17 protein-coding genes are annotated in these 16,443 nt (G+C 66.6%); 15 read left to right on the top strand and 2 right to left on the bottom strand.

Translation table 11 applies throughout. The features are described 5' to 3' along the window. The first annotated feature begins 123 nt into the window (after positions 1-123). The 15 genes from BGI27_RS04705 (at position 124) to BGI27_RS04635 (ending at position 14,693) form a co-directional block, all read left to right on the top strand. Positions 124-2,055 (top strand): FTR1 family iron permease, encoded by a 1,932-nt coding sequence (locus tag BGI27_RS04705; RefSeq protein WP_095523745.1) that lies wholly within the window; start codon positions 124-126, stop codon positions 2,053-2,055. Between the two features lie 51 nt (positions 2,056-2,106). Next, positions 2,107-2,634 carry an iron transporter gene (locus BGI27_RS04700; protein WP_095523744.1) on the top strand — a complete coding sequence of 176 codons (528 nt, stop codon included), beginning with the start codon at positions 2,107-2,109 and terminating at the stop codon, positions 2,632-2,634. Positions 2,635-2,697: 63 nt separating this feature from the next. After that, positions 2,698-4,095, top strand: coding sequence for a Fe-S-containing protein (locus BGI27_RS04695; RefSeq protein WP_095523743.1), 1,398 nt, complete (start codon positions 2,698-2,700; stop codon positions 4,093-4,095). Then, on the top strand, positions 4,092-5,360 hold the full coding sequence (locus BGI27_RS04690) for an ABC transporter permease (RefSeq protein ID WP_095523742.1): 1,269 nt from the start codon (positions 4,092-4,094) through the stop codon (positions 5,358-5,360). Before BGI27_RS04695 ends, BGI27_RS04690 begins: the two co-directional genes overlap by 4 nt. Next, complete coding sequence (locus tag BGI27_RS04685) at positions 5,347-6,477, top strand: ABC transporter permease (protein ID WP_095523741.1); 1,131 nt, start codon at positions 5,347-5,349, stop codon at positions 6,475-6,477. The genes BGI27_RS04690 and BGI27_RS04685 overlap by 14 nt, the downstream gene beginning before the upstream one ends. 4 nt (positions 6,478-6,481) lie before the next feature. After that, positions 6,482-7,156 (top strand): ABC transporter ATP-binding protein, encoded by a 675-nt coding sequence (locus BGI27_RS04680; RefSeq protein ID WP_095523740.1) that lies wholly within the window; start codon positions 6,482-6,484, stop codon positions 7,154-7,156. After that, the gene (locus tag BGI27_RS04675) at positions 7,153-7,647 is read left to right on the top strand and encodes a TlpA family protein disulfide reductase (RefSeq protein ID WP_095523739.1); all 495 of its coding nucleotides are present in this window, start codon (positions 7,153-7,155) and stop codon (positions 7,645-7,647) included. Before BGI27_RS04680 ends, BGI27_RS04675 begins: the two co-directional genes overlap by 4 nt. Then, positions 7,644-8,051 carry a c-type cytochrome gene (locus tag BGI27_RS04670; protein WP_095523738.1) on the top strand — a complete coding sequence of 136 codons (408 nt, stop codon included), beginning with the start codon at positions 7,644-7,646 and terminating at the stop codon, positions 8,049-8,051. Before BGI27_RS04675 ends, BGI27_RS04670 begins: the two co-directional genes overlap by 4 nt. 59 nt (positions 8,052-8,110) lie before the next feature. Next, on the top strand, positions 8,111-8,914 hold the full coding sequence (locus BGI27_RS04665) for a polysaccharide deacetylase family protein (protein WP_095523737.1): 804 nt from the start codon (positions 8,111-8,113) through the stop codon (positions 8,912-8,914). An 8-nt stretch (positions 8,915-8,922) separates the two neighbouring features. Then, the gene (locus BGI27_RS04660; RefSeq protein WP_095523736.1) at positions 8,923-9,657 is read left to right on the top strand and encodes an SAM-dependent methyltransferase; all 735 of its coding nucleotides are present in this window, start codon (positions 8,923-8,925) and stop codon (positions 9,655-9,657) included. A gap of 34 nt (positions 9,658-9,691) precedes the next feature. Next, positions 9,692-10,711 (top strand): beta-ketoacyl-ACP synthase, encoded by a 1,020-nt coding sequence (locus BGI27_RS04655; protein ID WP_223871604.1) that lies wholly within the window; start codon positions 9,692-9,694, stop codon positions 10,709-10,711. An 81-nt stretch (positions 10,712-10,792) separates the two neighbouring features. Next, positions 10,793-11,587, top strand: coding sequence for a beta-ketoacyl synthase chain length factor (locus BGI27_RS04650; RefSeq protein WP_095523735.1), 795 nt, complete (start codon positions 10,793-10,795; stop codon positions 11,585-11,587). Continuing rightward, positions 11,584-12,033 carry a hotdog family protein gene (locus BGI27_RS04645; RefSeq protein ID WP_223871603.1) on the top strand — a complete coding sequence of 150 codons (450 nt, stop codon included), beginning with the start codon at positions 11,584-11,586 and terminating at the stop codon, positions 12,031-12,033. Before BGI27_RS04650 ends, BGI27_RS04645 begins: the two co-directional genes overlap by 4 nt. Before the next feature lie 8 nt (positions 12,034-12,041). After that, a complete protein-coding gene (pepP, locus tag BGI27_RS04640) occupies positions 12,042-13,361 on the top strand; it encodes a Xaa-Pro aminopeptidase (protein WP_095523734.1) in 1,320 nt (439 codons plus the stop codon). Between the two features lie 201 nt (positions 13,362-13,562). Beyond that, positions 13,563-14,693 carry an FAD-dependent monooxygenase gene (locus BGI27_RS04635; RefSeq protein ID WP_223871602.1) on the top strand — a complete coding sequence of 377 codons (1,131 nt, stop codon included), beginning with the start codon at positions 13,563-13,565 and terminating at the stop codon, positions 14,691-14,693. Positions 14,694-14,759: 66 nt separating this feature from the next. Here BGI27_RS04635 and BGI27_RS04630 read toward each other — a convergent pair whose 3' ends face one another. Beyond that, positions 14,760-15,989, bottom strand: a complete 1,230-nt coding sequence (locus BGI27_RS04630) for a glycosyltransferase family 4 protein (RefSeq protein WP_095523732.1) — start codon at positions 15,987-15,989, stop codon at positions 14,760-14,762. Between the two features lie 84 nt (positions 15,990-16,073). Next, positions 16,074-16,442: a diacylglycerol kinase gene (locus BGI27_RS04625; RefSeq protein WP_095523731.1), complete on the bottom strand. Its 369-nt coding sequence runs from the start codon at positions 16,440-16,442 to the stop codon at positions 16,074-16,076. Between the last annotated feature and the right edge of the window lies 1 nt (position 16,443).

Raw genomic sequence — 16,443 nt, 5'->3', positions numbered from 1 at the left:
ACGCTCAATTGAGTATGATTTTTATTTAAATTGTTAAGCCGCTTGTGGCAAGCTGCGCATCCGGTAGCGGATGTGTGTCGGCATCCGCTGGAGTCGGGGTCTTTTCGGGGCGTTCGTCCTTCCATGATGAAAAAAATCTTGTTCCTGCTCTTCGCCTGCATCCTGGCCTTGCCCGCGATGGCGGATCCGGGCGACTACGAGACCTTTATCCAGGATATCGAAGGACGCCTGGACAAGGCTTCGGCAGCCTATCGGGAGGGGCAAGGCGACGCTGCCAAGACACTGGTCCAATCCGCGTACTTCGAGGTTTTCGAAAATCTCGAAGGCCCGATCCGGATCAATCTCTCGGCCCGCAAGAGCTTCGAGATGGAAGCGGCCTTCGGTGAGATCCGCCGGATGATCGTGCAGAAGCAGGGGCTCGATGCGGTGGATGCGCGCATCGCGTGGCTGAAAGCCCAGTTGCGGGAAGTGCAGCCCGCCATCGAGGCCGGCCATCGTCTGGCGGCGCAAGGCACGCACGGCACCTACGACAACGAAAAGATCGATCCGTACTGGCACGACTACTACCGCCTGATCGACGATCTGCTGGCCGACGGCATCTCGCTCTATCAGAGCGGCGACTTCGAAAACGCGCGGGCCAGCATCCAGAAAGCGCAGTTCGATGGCTTCAAGAACTCCGAGATGGAGATCGCGATCCGGCAGAATCGCTCCGCACAGCACACCCAGAAACTGAATCAGGAATTCTCGGCCCTGCTGGCGCTGGCCGCCGAACCCGGGCAGATCACCAGACTCGGCTACGGCATCACCACACTGCTGCAGGACATCGAGGAGCAACTGGAAGCGCTGCCGATTCCCGCCAGCGCCACAGTCAACGTCATGGCGGATGAGGGCAGCACCGGCACAGCCAACTGGGCGAATGTCGCCACCGACATCGATGCAGCCATCGCTCAGGCCCTGGGTCATTACGAAGCGGGCGACGCAAAGCAGGCCATCGCCGCAGTGCAGGACAGCTATTTCGATCTGTTCGAGGCCACCGGCATGGAAAGCCGCGTCGGCGCGCGGGACTCCAGCGCGAAGCTGGCGCTGGAAGGGCATTTCACCCGCCTGACGAGCCTGATGAAGGCTGGCCGGCCGATGGCCGAGCTGCAGGCGGAGGCGCAGGCTCTCTCGGCCGGTCTGGCACAGGCGGCTACACAACTGGGCAGCGCGGGGCAGACCGGGTGGTCGCTGGCACTGATGAGCTTGATCATCATTCTGCGCGAAGGGCTGGAGGCGCTGCTGATCGTGGCAGCCATCGTCGCCTATCTGGTGAAGAACGGGCATCGCGACAAGCTTCCGCTGATTCGCCAGTCGGTAGTGGTGGCGCTGGTCGCCAGCGTCGTCACCGCGGCAGCTTTCTACTGGCTCTTCGCCAATGCCGGTGCGCAACGCGAGCTGCTGGAAGGCTTCACCATGATCATCGCGGTGTTCGTGCTGTTCAGCATGAGCTACTGGCTGCTTTCCAAGGCCGAGGCCGAGCACTGGAAGGCCTATCTGGAAGGCAAGATCTCCGCCTCGCTGACCAGAGGCTCGATGTTCGGCCTGTGGTTCGCCAGCTTCCTGGCGGTGTATCGCGAGGGCGCGGAAACCGTGCTGTTCTACCAGGCACTGATCGCCGACTCGGCGGGCACGGCCGACAACCTTGCCCTGTTGGGTGGCTTCCTTGTCGGCTGCGTGCTGCTGGGTATCGCCTATCTGGTCATGCGCCTGTCGGTGGTACGCCTGCCGCTGCGGCCGTTCTTCCTGTTCACCGGCGGCTTCATGTACCTGATGGCCTTCGTGTTCGCCGGCAAGAGCATGATGGAACTGATCGAAGGCAAGCTGTTCCAGCCCACGCTGTGGGCCTGGGCGCCCGAAATTCCACTGCTCGGCGTACATCCCTACCGGGAAACGCTCATCCCCCAATTGCTATTGCTGCTCGCAGCGCTGTTCGCGCTGTGGGTGCTCAAACGCCAGCGTTCGCCAGCTTCCGCCCCGCCTGCGCCCGCTTCCGTCTCCGGCGAAACATCGCACTGAGGCCCAAGCGTTCCGCTCGTCTTACCTGTCACTCACAAGGAGAGTCGCACCATGAAGTCCCGTTTGCTGTTTGCCGCCGTCTGTGCCGGCGCTTTCACCCTCAGCGCGCAGGCGTTCGAGGAATTCCCCATCGGCGAGCCGGTGACCCTCAATGAAATGGAAATCGCGGCGGTCTATCTGGCCCCGATCGACATGGAGCCGCGCGGCATGGGCCTGTCCGCAGCGCAGTCGGACATCCACCTCGAAGCGGATATCCATGCCGTCGAAGGCAACAAGAACGGCTTCGGTGCCGGCGAATGGATGCCCAACCTGGTGATCGAGTACACCCTGGCGAATACCGATACCGGCGCCAAGCAGACCGGCACCTTCATGCCGATGGTGGCCGCCGATGGCCCCCACTACGGTCAGAACATCAAGATGCCCGGCGTCGGCAACTACAAGCTGACCTATCACATCCAGCCCCCCTCGGCTGGTGGTCTGCACCGCCACACCGATTCCGAAACCGGTGTCGCCCGCTGGTGGAGGCCGTTCGACGTATCGTTCTCCTTCAAGTACGCTGGCCTGAAGAAGAAAAAGTAAGCGCAGTCTCACGGGTGGAATGCCTTTCGTGTTCCACCCGGTTTCATTCGGTCAATCGAAATCATGAGCTACTACTGGGCCTCGATCCTGCCAGCCTTCCTGCCGACAGCCTTGCTGCTGGCGGCGCACTGGGCGGCACGGCCCTCTTGCGGCCCCTGGTCCCTGTTGCTGACCAGCATGGGCGCCCTGCTCGCAGGCATCGGCCTGAGTTTCGCCTTGCCCGCCAGCCAGTTCGCCGCGCTTGGCCTGGGCATCGCGCAGTTCGTCCTGCTCGCCGGATTCCTGCTCTGGCAATTCACCGCACGGCGCGAGTTCTTCTGGCAGATTGCACTGATTCTTCTCGCCGGCCTCCTGTGGGGCAGATCGCCGGTGCTGGCTTCGCTTTCCACTGCGGTCATCAATACCGATTTCATCGTCAATCTGGCCAGCATCGTCACGGCATTCGCCGCCTGCCTGCTGCTGGGCTGGCTGACTTCCCGCCTGCTGCGCGAACTGCCACGTGGGCGCTGGCCGCTGCTGCTGGCAGCGGGCGCCCTGCTGCTGGTGCCGCTGAGCGGCAACATCCTGCTCTCGCTGATGAAGCTGCAGGCGCTGGAGCTGACCCGCGCGCGCCTGTCCTTCGCGGCAAGGACCATCGATCTGGAAACCGGCGCAGCGTATGGCGCGCTGTTGCTGGTCGGCTTGCTGGTGGCGGTGGCGGTTGTCCGCCTGGCCCTGCCACGCCGCCAGGCCTGGCAGGCAGCCCAGCCGCTGATTGCGCGCCGCATCGCGCAAGCCACCTACCGGCAGACACAACGCCTGCTCGGCGCGCTGGCTCTCGTGCTGGTGACGATGGGGGGCGTACATGCCTACTGGGATCTGGTGGCTTCACGGCCGCCAGCCCTGTCCGCTGCCACACGGGTGGAAATCCCGGCGGACGACGAACTACGGCTCGCACTCGCACCGATGATGGATGGCAACCTGCACCGTTTCGCCTGGGTCGCCGACGACGGCAAGGTGGTGCGCTTCTTCGTCATCAACCGTCTGGAAGACCGCGCCTCGCCCAGTGTGGTGATGGATGCCTGCCTGCTGTGTGGCGACAAAGGCTACGTGCAGCAGGGTGACCAGATCGTCTGCGTCGGCTGCGGTGTGCATCTGTTCAAGCCCAGCATCGGCAAGCCTGGCGGCTGCAATCCGGTACCGGTGGAGAACTGGCGGGTCGAAGGGGGCGAGATCGTGATCCCGAAAGCCTCGCTGGAGGCCGGATTGCCCTTGTTCAGCACCGTCCTGACCATCGAGGTGACCGATCCTGTCTCCGGCAGGAAGCTCACCAACACTTCTGCGGCATTCCACTACGTCTACGCCGGCAAGACCTATTTCTTCGCCGACGAAGCCGCGCTTGAAGCCTTCCGCGACGATCCGGAGAAATACCTGCCGGAAGACAAGGCCGCCGAGCCGGCCGCGCAGGGAGCGGCACCATGATCCTGCGCATGCTGCGTCAGTCTTGGCGCCGCAATCCCAGACGCAAGCTGCTGGCCGTGGCGACCGTGTTCCTCGCGGCCAGCCTGCTCTCCGCGCTGATGCTGGTCTCCATCGACATCGGCGACCAGATGGCGAAGGAGATGAAATCCTACGGCGCCAACATCCTGCTCGAACCCGCCGGGCAGGCCGTGCTGCCCTCGCTGCTCGGCGAGGGAGAAGACAATCCGCTGACGGAGCAGAGCACGCTGCCAGAAGCCGAGCTGCCCAACCTGATGGAGATCTTCTGGCGCAACGACCTCGTCGGCTTCGCGCCGCTGCTGGGTGGAGAGATCGCGGTGGAAGGTGCCAACGTGCGCGTCATCGGCACCTTCTTCGACCAACCGCTGGCGGTACCGGACGACCCTGGCTATCACACCGGGCAGAAGATCATCAGCCCGTACTGGCAGATCGACGGCCGCTGGCCGGATGACGCCCGCGCGGAAGCGCTGGCTGGCGCGGAACTGGCCGCCCGCCACGGCTGGACGCCCGGCACGCAGCTGAACGTGGGTGGCGAGCCCCTGCTCATCACCGGCATCCTGCATTCCGGGGGCGACGAGGAAGCTGCGCTGGTGGCCCCGCTGGCGCGGGTACAGACCTGGCTCGGCCAGCCGGGGCGGATCGGCTCGATCCGTGTGTCGGCGCTGACCGTGCCTGAAAACGAACTTTCCCGCCGCGCGCTCCGGAATCCGGACGCGCTCGATGCGGAGACCTACGATCAGTGGTACTGCACCGCCTACGTATCCTCCATCGCGCACCAGCTGGAAGAGGTGGTGTCAGGCAGCATCGCCCGACCGATCTGGCAGGTCGCAGCTTCCGAAGGCGTCATCATCGACAAGATCCAGTGGCTGCTGATCATGGCCACCGGCGCGGCGCTGATCGCGGCGGCGATGGGTATCGCCTCGCTGATGACCAGCACACTGATCGAGCGTGCCAAGGAAATCGGCCTGATGAAGGCCATGGGTGCGCACGACTGGCGCATCGCCCTGCTGTTCTACGCCGAGGCGGCGATGAGCAGCCTGGCCGGCGGGGTGCTGGGCTGCCTGGCGGGCTGGGGGCTGGCGCGTGCCATCGGCTGGCAACTGTTCGGCGAAGCGCTGGCATTCTCCTGGATCGTGGTGCCCGCCGTGCTGCTGGTGTCGTTGCTCATCGCGCTGGCGGGCACCTGGTTCCCCGCCCGGCGCATCGTCCGGCTCTACCCCGCCGAGGTGCTGTATGGCCGCCAGTAGACAGATAACCAGACGGCTGCTGTGGCGCGCCCTCTCGGTGCGCAACCAGCGCGTCTGGGTGGTGTTCTTCGCCTTGATGGTAAGCACGGCGATCGTCAATGCGCTGGTCTCGGTGTATTTCGACATCGACATCAAGATGAGCCGGGAGCTGCGCACCTTCGGCGCCAACTTCTATCTCGGCCCGGCCCACGGCCACACCCTGCCCGAGGCGGATTTTGACCGTCTGGTCAGCGCCGCACCGCCGGGCCTGGTCGCCGCCGGCAGCCCCTATCTGTACGGCACCGCGCGCAGCGAGCTGGAAAACGTGGCGCTCGCCGGCGTTCGTTTTTCCGCGCTGCCCGCGCTGGTGCCCTACTGGCAGGTGGAAGGCGCCTGGATCGGCGTGGATTTCGACGACCGCAACGCCATGATCGGCCGCACACTGGCCTCACGGCTGAATCTCGCCGTGGGCGACACGCTCTCGCTGGTCAAGGACGGGCAGAAGAAGGCTCTGCGGATCAAGGGCATCGTCGATGCTGGAGATGCCAGCGACAGCCTGCTCTTCATCAGCCTCGAACTGGCGCAGGACTGGCTCGAGAAGCCGGGACTCATGTCTCACGCGCTGTTCAGCATGATGAACAGCGCGGGCAACGTGGAGCAGTTCGCCGCGGCCCTGCGCACCGGCCATGCCGACTGGGCCGTGCGCCCGATCCGCAAGGTGTCGGCCAACGAGGGGAACGTGCTGGTCAAGATCCAGGGGCTGATGGGGCTGGTATCCATCGTCATCCTGTTGCTGTCCACGCTGTGCGTGAATACCTCGCTGACTGCCATCGTCAGCGAGCGTCAGCGCGAATTCGCCTTGCAGAAGGCGCTGGGCGCGGCCAACCGCACCATCGTGCGGCAGGTGCTGCTGGAAACCCTGGCCATCTCCCTGGCGGCCACCGTGGTGGGCTGCCTGGCCGGCTTCGTGCTGGCGCAGGTGCTGGGGCAGACGGTGTTTTCCGCAAGCATCGGCCTGCGCGCCTGGGTGCTGCCGATCACGGTCGCCCTGTCCCTGTCGGCAGCACTCGGTGCAGCCGTGCTGCCGCTGCGCCGCATCATGTATATCCAGCCCGCCAGAGTGCTGAAAGGTGAATGACGCAATGCCCGAAGAATCCCGCGTGACCGCCACGAGCGCCATCGAAGCCCGTCATCTGAGCAAGCACTTCGGCAACGTAGCCGCGCTCGATGACGTCAGCTTCTCCGTTGCCAAGGGCGAATTCGTCGCCCTGATGGGCTCCTCCGGCTCAGGCAAGACCACGCTGATGAATCTGCTCACCTGTCTGGACACGCCTACGGCAGGCGAGCTGTGGCTGGATGGCGTGAATGCCGCCGGCTTCGACGAAGAGGCCCGGCGCCAGTTCCGCGCCCGCCACATCGGCCTGGTGTTCCAGCAGTTCCACCTGATCCCGTATCTGAACGCGCTGGAAAACGTCATGCTGGCGCAGCACTACCACAGTGTGACCGACGAGGCTTCGGCCCGCCGGGCGCTGGAGGAAGTGGGGCTGGCACACCGGGTGGACCACCTGCCGAGCGAGCTTTCCGGTGGCGAGCAGCAGCGGGTCTGCATCGCGCGCGCGCTGATCAACGAACCGCCGCTGCTGTTTGCGGACGAACCGACCGGCAATCTGGATGCGGAAAACGAAGCACGCGTGCTGGAGATCCTGCAAGGTCTGCACAGCGAAGGCCGCACCATCGTCATGGTGACGCACAACCCCGCGCTGGGCGCCTACGCCCAGCGGGTCGTGCGCCTGCAACACGGAAGGATCATGCAATGAAACGCTGGCTTGCCCCCGCCTTGATTTCCCTGATCGCCCTGCTGCCCGCCTGCAAGGAAGAATCCGCACAGACGGGCGCAGCCGCGCCCGAAATCGCAGCCGTCGACCTGCAGGGCGAGCCGGTCAAGCTGGCGCAATGGCAAGGGCGCAGCATCTACCTGAATTTCTGGTCGACCACCTGCGGCGCCTGCCTGGCCGAGATGCCCCACCTGGAAGCGCTGAGCCGCGAATACCGCGACCGGGTGGAAGTGGTGGCGATCAATGTCGACCCAGAAGACGTCTCCCTCCAGGAGACCCTGAGCAAACAGGGGCTCACCTTTCCGGTGATCCGGGATTCCCTCGGCATGACGCGCGAACGCTACAAGGTGGTGGGCACGCCGACCTCCTTCGTCATCGGCGCGGATGGCGTCCTGCGCCAGAGTTTCGTCGGCGCACCGCCCCCCGAACGGCTGGAAGCCGTGTTTGCCGAGGCGGCACGGAACGCCTCGTGAACACCCCCCTGCGGGCAATCCCCTCCTGCTGCCTGGCGCTGATGCTGCTGGGCACGGCAAGCACGAGCCTGGCCCAGACCTCAGCCGCCAATGGGGGCGAACGCGGATTCAGGCAATACTGCAAGGCCTGCCACTCGCTCACGCCCGGCAAGGGCAGCCGCCTGGGGCCGGCCCTGAACGGCGTGCCCGGCCAGAAAGCCGGCACCACACCGGGCTATGCCTACTCCGACGCGCTGAAGACCTCCGGCATCGTCTGGAGCGAGGCGGAATTCATGAGCTATCTGCGCGCACCGGCCAAACGGATCCCCGGTACGAAAAAGCTGCTGCCCGGCGTCAACAACGAGCAGGCCCTGCAGGCCATCTATCGCTATCTCGCCACCCTGCCCCGCACAGGCGGCAGATGAGCCGGGCGGACCACGGCGAGCGTTGACGCCCCGGCGCACCTCCCAGAACATGCGGCCGCATGAATCCGCCGCGACGCGCCTGGCGCCCCGCCCCCTTCCTGCTGTTCTCCCTCGTACTGCACGCCCTGTTGCTCGCAGCCGCACTGGCGTGGCCGCAGCACTGGCAGGTGTGGCTGAGCCTGTTCCTGCTCGACCATGGGCTGATCGCGCTCGCCGGCCTGTGGCCGCGCAGCAGCCTGCTCGGCCCCAACATCACGCGCCTGCCGGCGGATGCCGCCGCGCGTGGCGAAGTGGCGATCACCATCGATGACGGACCGGACCCGGACGTGACGCCGCACGTGCTGGACATCCTCGCCGCGCACAGCGTGCGTGCCACTTTCTTCTGCATCGGCGAGCGTGCCGCCGAGCATCCGGAGCTGGTGCGCCTGATGCGTGCCGGCGGTCACGCCGTGGAAAACCACGGCCAGCGCCACCCCCTCGCCTTCTCCGGCCCGGCGGGCTGGCGACGCGAGATCGCCACGGCGCAGGACACGCTGACGGCGATCACCGGCGTACCGCCGCGCTTCTACCGGGCGCTGGCCGGGCTGCGCAATCCCTTCCTCGACCCCGTGCTGCACGCGCAGGGACTACACCTCGCGAGCTGGACACGGCGCGAATTCGATACCCGCGCACGTAGCGCCGACGCGGTTTTCGCCGCCCTGACCGACGAGTTGCTGGCGGGCGACATCCTGCTGCTGCACGACGGCAATGCCGGCGCGCGCGAAGGCCGTGAGCCCCTGATCCTGGAGGTGTTGCCACGCTTGCTGCAGACGCTGAAATCACGCGGGCTGCGCCCGGTCACACTGCGAGACGTATTGCCATGAATTCCGCCATGAGCCCCATTTTCCGCCGCCGTCTGCTGGATGCCGCCAGCGCCCCTTACCGTGCAGTGGGCGTGGTGCATCACCGCTGGGCGCGCGGCAAGCTTGGCGGGGACGCCATCTTCACCGCACTGGTCGACGGCGCGGTCTTCCCGGATCAAGCCCGTGTGCTCGATCTGGGCTGTGGCCGGGGCCTGCTCGCGGCCTGGCATCTGGCCGCCGAAGCGCTCGCCGCGCGTGGGGAATGGCCCGCGGATACCCATCGCCCTCCACGAGACCTGCATTTCACGGGCGTGGAGCTGATGGCGCGCGAAGCCGAGGCCGGCATGCGGGCGCTGCTGCCGCACTATCCGGGACGCGTGGCGCTCTCCGGTGGCGACATGCGTGAAGTGGCGCTGGAAGGCTTCGACGTGGTTGCCATCCTCGACGTACTGCACTACGTGGACCACGCCGCCCAGGATCTCCTGCTCGACCGCATCCGCGCGGCCTTGCCTCCGGGCGGCCTGTTCCTCACCCGCGTGGGTGACGCCAACGGCGGTCTGCGCTTCCGCATCAGCCAGTGGGTGGATCGCGGCATCTCTTTCATCCAGGGGCATCGCCTGTCGCGCATGTGGTGCCGACCGCTGGCCGAGTGGGTGCGCATACTCGAAGCGCGCGGCTTCAAGGTTGAAACCCGGCCCATGAACGGCCATCAGCCCTTTGCCAACGTAATGCTGATCGCACGTGTGCCGCAGGCCGCGGGGTAGAATCGCCTCCTTTCTGCCCGCTCCAGGAGACAGCGTGCCGCTTCGCCTGACCGCTTATACCCTTGCCAGCGCACTCGGCGCCGGCCTTGCCGCCAATCTCGACGCCCTGCGCGCGCAACGCAGCGGCCTCGTGCGCAAGCAGTGGGAAACCACCACGCTGGACACCTGCATCGGCGAAGTGGCCGGGCTGGACGATTTCCGCCTGCGCGACGATCTGGCGGCCTTCGATTGCCGCAACAACCGCCTCGCCCAGCGCGCGCTGGAATGCGACGATTTCTCGGCACGCGTGCGCGAAGCCATCGCGCGCTATGGCGACACACGCATCGGCGTCTTCCTCGGCACCAGCACCGCCGGCATCCTCAGCTCCAAGATCGCCTTCCGCCAGCGCGACACGGCCACCGGCACCTGGCCCGGCGACCTGGATTACCGGCGCACCCACAACAGCTACTCCGTGGGCGACTTCGTGCGCAGCTATTTCGGCCTGCACGGCCCTGCCTGGGTGGTTTCCACTGCCTGTTCGTCCTCCGCCAAGGTATTCGGCGACGCACAGCGCATGATGGCCTGCGGCCTCATCGACGCAGCCATCGTCGGCGGCATCGATTCGCTGTGCCTGACCACGCTGTACGGCTTCAACTCGCTGCAGCTGGTCTCGCGCAACGCCTGCAAGCCCTACGACGAATTCCGCGACGGCATCTCCATCGGCGAAGGCGGAGCCTTCGTATTGCTCGAAGGGGGCGCACCGGCGGCGGGCGAGATCGTGGTGGCGGGCATCGGCGAATCAAGCGATGCACATCACATGTCTGCCCCGCACCCCGAGGGCCTCGGCGCACGCGCCGCAATGCAGGCCGCGCTGGACATGGCCGGTTTGCAGCCTGCCGACATCGATTACATCAACCTGCACGGTACCTCCACGCCCAGCAATGACGCCGCCGAAGACAAGGGCGTGACCGCGCTCTTCGGCACTGGCCCTGCAACACGATTTCATGCCGGGCGGTGCCGGCACCACGCAGCGGGATTCGCGCCTGCACTGCAACTACCTTCTGGCCAATCGTGAGCAACCCATGCGCCACGTCCTCTCCAATTCCTTCGGCTTCGGCGGCAGCAACGCCAGCCTGCTTTTCTCGAAGGTGGCGGCATGAGCCAACTGCAGGTCTGCGTTTCTGCCGTCCGCCTGTACGGCCCCGGTCTCAACGGCTGGCTGCAGGCACGCGCCACGCTGGCCGACGACGCCCCCTTCGCCCCGGGCGAACTTGCATTGCCGCCGGCCCAGGCGCTGCCACCGGCCGAACGCCGCCGTGTCGGTCTGCCCGTGAAGCTGTCGATGGCCATCGGCTTCGACGCCGTGAGCCAGGCCGGCGCAGATGCCAGCCAGCTCGCCAACGTGTTCTCCTCCACCGGCGGCGATTGCGACAACTGCCACGCCATCCTGGAAACCCTGGCCACCGACGACCGCGCAGTCTCGCCCACACGCTTCCACAATTCGGTGCACAACGCGCCCTCGGGCTACTGGAGCATCGCCACGCACTGCATGGCACCCTCCACCAGCCTGTGCGCATATGACGCCACCTTCGCCGCCGGCCTGCTCGAAGCCGCCAGCCAAGTCGCCACGAATGGCCGCCCCTGTCTGCTGCTGGCCTACGACACGGCCTATCCGCAACCGCTCTATGCCTGCCGGCCGATCCCGCACGCCTTCGGTGTCGCACTGCTGTTCACCGCCCAGCCGGCCGCCACGCACTTTGCACGCCTGACCCTCTCGCTGGGACAGGACGCCCCGGACCCGCTCGCCGACACAGGCCTGGAAAACCTGCGCCGCAGCGTGCCGGCCGCCCGTGCCCTGCCGCTGCTGCAACGCCTGGCGCGCAGCGAGCAAGGCCGTTGCGTGATCGACTATTTCGACGACCTGTCGCTCGCCATCGAGGTGGCTGCGTGACGATCCTGGACCGCGCCGGCATCGCCGCACGCATCCCTCACGCCGGCAACATGTGCCTGCTGGACGGCGTGCTTGCCTGGACACCCGAAGCCATCAGCTGCCACGCCGGCAGCCACCGTGATCCGGCCAATCCCCTGCGTGGCGCAGATGGCCTGGACATCCTCAACGGCATCGAATACGCCGCCCAGGCCATGGCCATACATGGCGCGCTGCGCGCCGGTACGGACGAAGCCCCGCGCGCAGGCTTTCTCACCAGCGTGCGCGAAGTCGAATGCCTGGCCTCGCGGCTGGACGACATCCCCGGCGCACTCCGGGTGTACGCCGAATGTCTTTCGGACAGCGGCAACCACCTGATGTACAGTTTCCGGATCGAAACCGAGGGCCGGCCCCTGTTGTGGGGGCGCGCCAGCGTGATGCTGGATGCTGCGGCCCGACAACATGCGTAGTGACCCCGATGAGCTTCAATCCCGCCCCTTTCGCCGCCCGCCGTGCGCGGCTGGCCGAACGCCTGCGTGCCGCAGGCGGCGGCATCGCCCTGATTCCCACCGCACCGGAACGGCCTCGTAACCGCGACAGCGACTTCCCCTACCGCCACGACAGCTACTTCCATTACCTCACCGGCTTCACCGAGCCCGAAGCCTGGCTGGCACTGGTGGTGGACGCCGACAACACGCGCAGCATCCTTTTCTGTCGTGCCAAGCATGAAGAGCGGGAAATCTGGGATGGCTACCGTTTCGGCCCCGCAGCGGCGTGCGAGCAATTCGGCCTCGATGAAGCCCACACCGTCGATACCCTGGGCGAGCAACTGCCTGCGCTACTGGGCGACCAACCCGCGCTGTGGTACGCGCTGGGCCACGACGATACGCACGACAAACAGGTGATGCAGGCGCTGAATGCCGTGCGCGCCGGCGTACGCAACGGCGTGAAGGCGCCTGGCACCCTGCGTGATCCACACGCCGAACTCGACGAGATGCGCCTGATCAAGGATGGCGCCGAGCTGGAGCTGCTGCGCCGCGCCGCCGAAATCACGGCCGCCGCGCACATCTGCGCCATGCGCCACGCCCGCCCGGGCATGTACGAATACGAAGTCGAAGCCGAACTGCTGCACGAATTCCGCCGCAGCGGCAGCCAGTACCCGGCCTACCCCTCCATCGTCGCCAGCGGCCCCAACGCCTGCGTGCTGCACTACGTCTCCAACGACCGCCGGATGCAGGACGGCGAACTGTTGCTGATCGACGCTGGCTGCGAATTCGACAGCTACGCTGGCGACATCACGCGCACCTTCCCGGTCAATGGCCGCTTCGAGGGGGCCGCGCGCGACATCTATGCACTGGTACTCGCCTCGCAGAAGGCCGCACTTGCCGAATGCCGGCTGGGCAACACCTTTGCCACGCCGCACGACACCGTGGTGCGCATCCTTTCGCAAGGCCTGATCGACCTGGGCGTGCTCAAGGGCAGCCTTGACGAAGTGCTGGAAACCACCGCGTACCGCCGTTTCTACATGCACCGTACCAGCCACTGGCTGGGGCTGGACGTGCATGACGCCGGCGAATACAAGCTGAGCGGCGAATGGCGCCCGCTGGAGGAGGGCATGGTGCTCACCATCGAGCCCGGCTGCTACATCCGCCCCGCCGACGACGTGCCCGAAGCCTTCTGGAACATCGGCGTACGCATCGAAGACGACGTACACGTCAGCGCCGCCGGGCCGGAAATCCTCACCAGCGCCGCCCCCAAATGCATCAAGGACGTGGAAGCACTGATGGAGGGCGATTGATGCAGGCCCGGTTTCGGCCTGACATATACGCTCTCATCCCGGCGCAGGCCGGGATCCAGTCGCGTAGGGTGCGCCATGCGCACCATCGCCTGCCACGCCCGATCCGTTCGTGCCGAGGTATCGAAACATGAACGGGCGCCCACCGTGTAGCCCGGATGCAGGCCAAAAGCCGGAATCCGGGAGGTTTCCTCAGGAATGCAGATGAGCGACATCACCCTGATCGGCGCCGGCCCGCTCGGCCTGACCACAGCCCTGGCGCTGCAGCGGCGCGGCCACCAGTGCGTACAGCTGGTGGACGCCCGCCCTGGCCCCGGTGTGCAGCGCGATGCGCGTAGCCTGGCGCTCTCCCATGGCAGCCGCGAATTGCTGGAGCTGCTCGACGCCTGGCCCATTGATGCTGCCACACCGATCACCCGCATCCGCGTGACGCAGGCTGAGGGCTGCGGCGAAACCTGGCTCGACGCCACCGAGCTGGCGCTGCCCGCGCTGGGTTATGTAGTTTCCGCCGAAGCGCTGGAAGCCGCGTTATGGGCACGCGCCCAAGCAGCGGGCCTCGACGTGCGCTGGCAACAACGCATCATCCGGCTACAGGCGGAAGGAAGCCACGTGCGCGTGCATGGTGCCGGCGGAGCCGATTTCACGGCACGCCTTGCGGTGCGCTGCGAGGGCCGCATCGAATCCACGGAAGCGGATCGCCGCCACGACTATGCCCAGGTCGCGCTGATCTGCCACGCCACACCTGCAACGCCGCACGCGGGCCTCGCCCACGAGCGCTTCACGCCGCAGGGGCCGATCGCGCTGCTCCCCGAAGGCGAGGGCTATGCCGTGGTGTGGACCGTGCCCAGCACGCGCGCCGAAGCCTTGCTTGCGGCCCCCGACAACGAATGGCTGGCGACACTGAACGCGGCCCTGCCGACAGACGTGAAACTGACTGCACTGCGCGGCCGCGCGCATTACCCGTTGACGATGAGCCTGCGCGAACGCCCCGTCGCTGCACGCCAGGTCTGGCTGGGCAATGCTGCACAGACCCTGCACCCGGTGGCCGGCCAGGGCTTCAATCTGGCGCTGCGCGATGCCTGGCAACTGGCCGAACAGCTGACCGATGCGCCCGACCCGGGCACCGCCGCGCTGCTCGCACGCTACGCGCGCAGCCGCAGCCTGGACCGCCAAACCACAGCCAGCTTCACTGACCTGCTGGTACGCGGCTTCGGCAGCCAGCTGCCGCTGGCCTCGCCCCTGCGCGACATCGGCCTGCGCGGCCTGCAGGCCCTGCCGCCACTGCGCCGCTTCCTCGCCCGGCGCATGATCTGGGGCGCCCGCGCCTGGCCGTGACCGATGGTGCGCATGGCGGGCGCACCGTCACCTCTTGCGACACGCGCCGTTGCCAAACACCGGCCGCTATTCGATCACCACGCCCAACCCGCTCTTCTCCACCTGGCGCCGCTGGTGCTCCCCGATCACCTCTTCCAGATGCTGCTCCAGCCGCAGGATCACGCCCTGCCAGTCGCGATGCTGCACACTTTCAGGCGCTCGCGTGGCCATCGCTGCGCGCAGTGGACTGTCCGCCCCCAGGCGGGCGGCTGCGGCCACGAAAGCCTGTTCATCGCCAAAGGGGGCGAGCAAGCCGTTCACGCCATCGCGCAACATCTCGGCCGCGGCGGCGTAATCGAAGCCCAGCACCGGCAGGCCACTGGCAAGCGCCTCGGTGATCACGTTGCCGAAGGTCTCGGTGAGGCTGGGGAAGAGGAAAAGCTCCGCCGACGCATAGTGCGCGGCCAGATCCTCGCCCGTGCGCATGCCGGCATACAGATGCTGCGGATGGCTGGCCTGCAGCGCCACCCGCGCCGGACCGTCGCCGACGACGAGCAGGCGCGCGTCGGGGCGCTGTGCACGGAAGGCCTCGAAGGCCCGCAGCCCCAGGGCCAGGTTCTTTTCCGGGGCCAGACGGCTGACGATGGCGCACACCGGCGTGCCTGGCGTCACGCCCCACTGCGCGCGCAGGGCCTCGCTGCGCCGCGCAGGAGAGAACAACTGTGTATCCACGCCGCGCGCCAGCACCGCCAGCCGCGCATAACCGCCAGCAACCAGCTCGGCGCGCAAGGCGTCGGTAGGCACCAGGCAAAGATCACCCTTGTTGTGGAAACGGCGCAGCCAGGCAGCCAACGGCTGCTTGAGCCAGCCCACACCGTAATAGCGGCTGTAGCTGTGGAAGTTGGTATGGAACTCGGTGACCACCGGCAGCCGCAATTTGCGCGCGGCGGCTACTGCTGACCAGCCCAGCGGCCCTTCGGTGACGATCTGCACCACGTCCGGCCGGCGCAGGTTCCAGGCGCGCAGCAAGGCCTGGCGCGCTGGCAACCCCAGTTTCAGGTGGTTGTAACGGGGCAGGGGAATGCCAGCCGACAGCATCTCGTCGAATCCAGGCGCATTCACGGGCCGATCGGCCGGCGTCTGGCGCGGACGGATCAACTGCACCTCATGACCACGCGCGAGCAGCCCCTCGACCACGCGCCCGGTACTCATTGCCACGCCGTTGACCTCGGGCGGATAGGTCTCGGTAACCACGGCCAGACGCAGCTGGCGACGCGACGGCGCTAGGGTCTGCAGGTGCAGGCGGGCGGTTTCCATCGGCGGACCTCGGCGGAATTCCCGCCGAAAGCCGGACGGGGATACCGCCGATGATGGCCGCCACGCGTGACAGACCGATGACGTTCACCCCAAGAACACCAGCAGCCAGACCGCCAACAAGTTGAGCAGCGTGATCAGCACGGCGGCGCTGCCAATGTCCTTGGCGCGTTTGGCAAGTTCGTGCCGCTCCAGCGAGACGCGGTCCACCACGGCCTCCACGGCCGAGTTCAGCAGCTCCACGATCAGCACCAGCAGCACGCAGGCTATGAGCAGGGCTTTCTCTGCGCCGCTGCGGGATGAGAGCAACGCGAACGGAATCAGCACGCAGGCCAGCAGCACTTCCTGGCGGAAGGCGTCCTCGTGGCGGAAAGCCTCGCACAGACCGGCACGCGAATAGTTGAAGGCATTCCAGATACGGGCCAGGCCGGTCTTGCCTTTGAAGGGACTTTCCATC

The sequence above is a fragment of the Candidatus Dactylopiibacterium carminicum genome, from assembly GCF_014736495.1.
Taxonomy (GTDB): Bacteria; Pseudomonadota; Gammaproteobacteria; order Burkholderiales; family Rhodocyclaceae; genus Uliginosibacterium; species Uliginosibacterium carminicum.
Note: the sequence above shows the minus strand (reverse complement) of the source record. Positions and strands in the feature narration are given on the sequence as shown.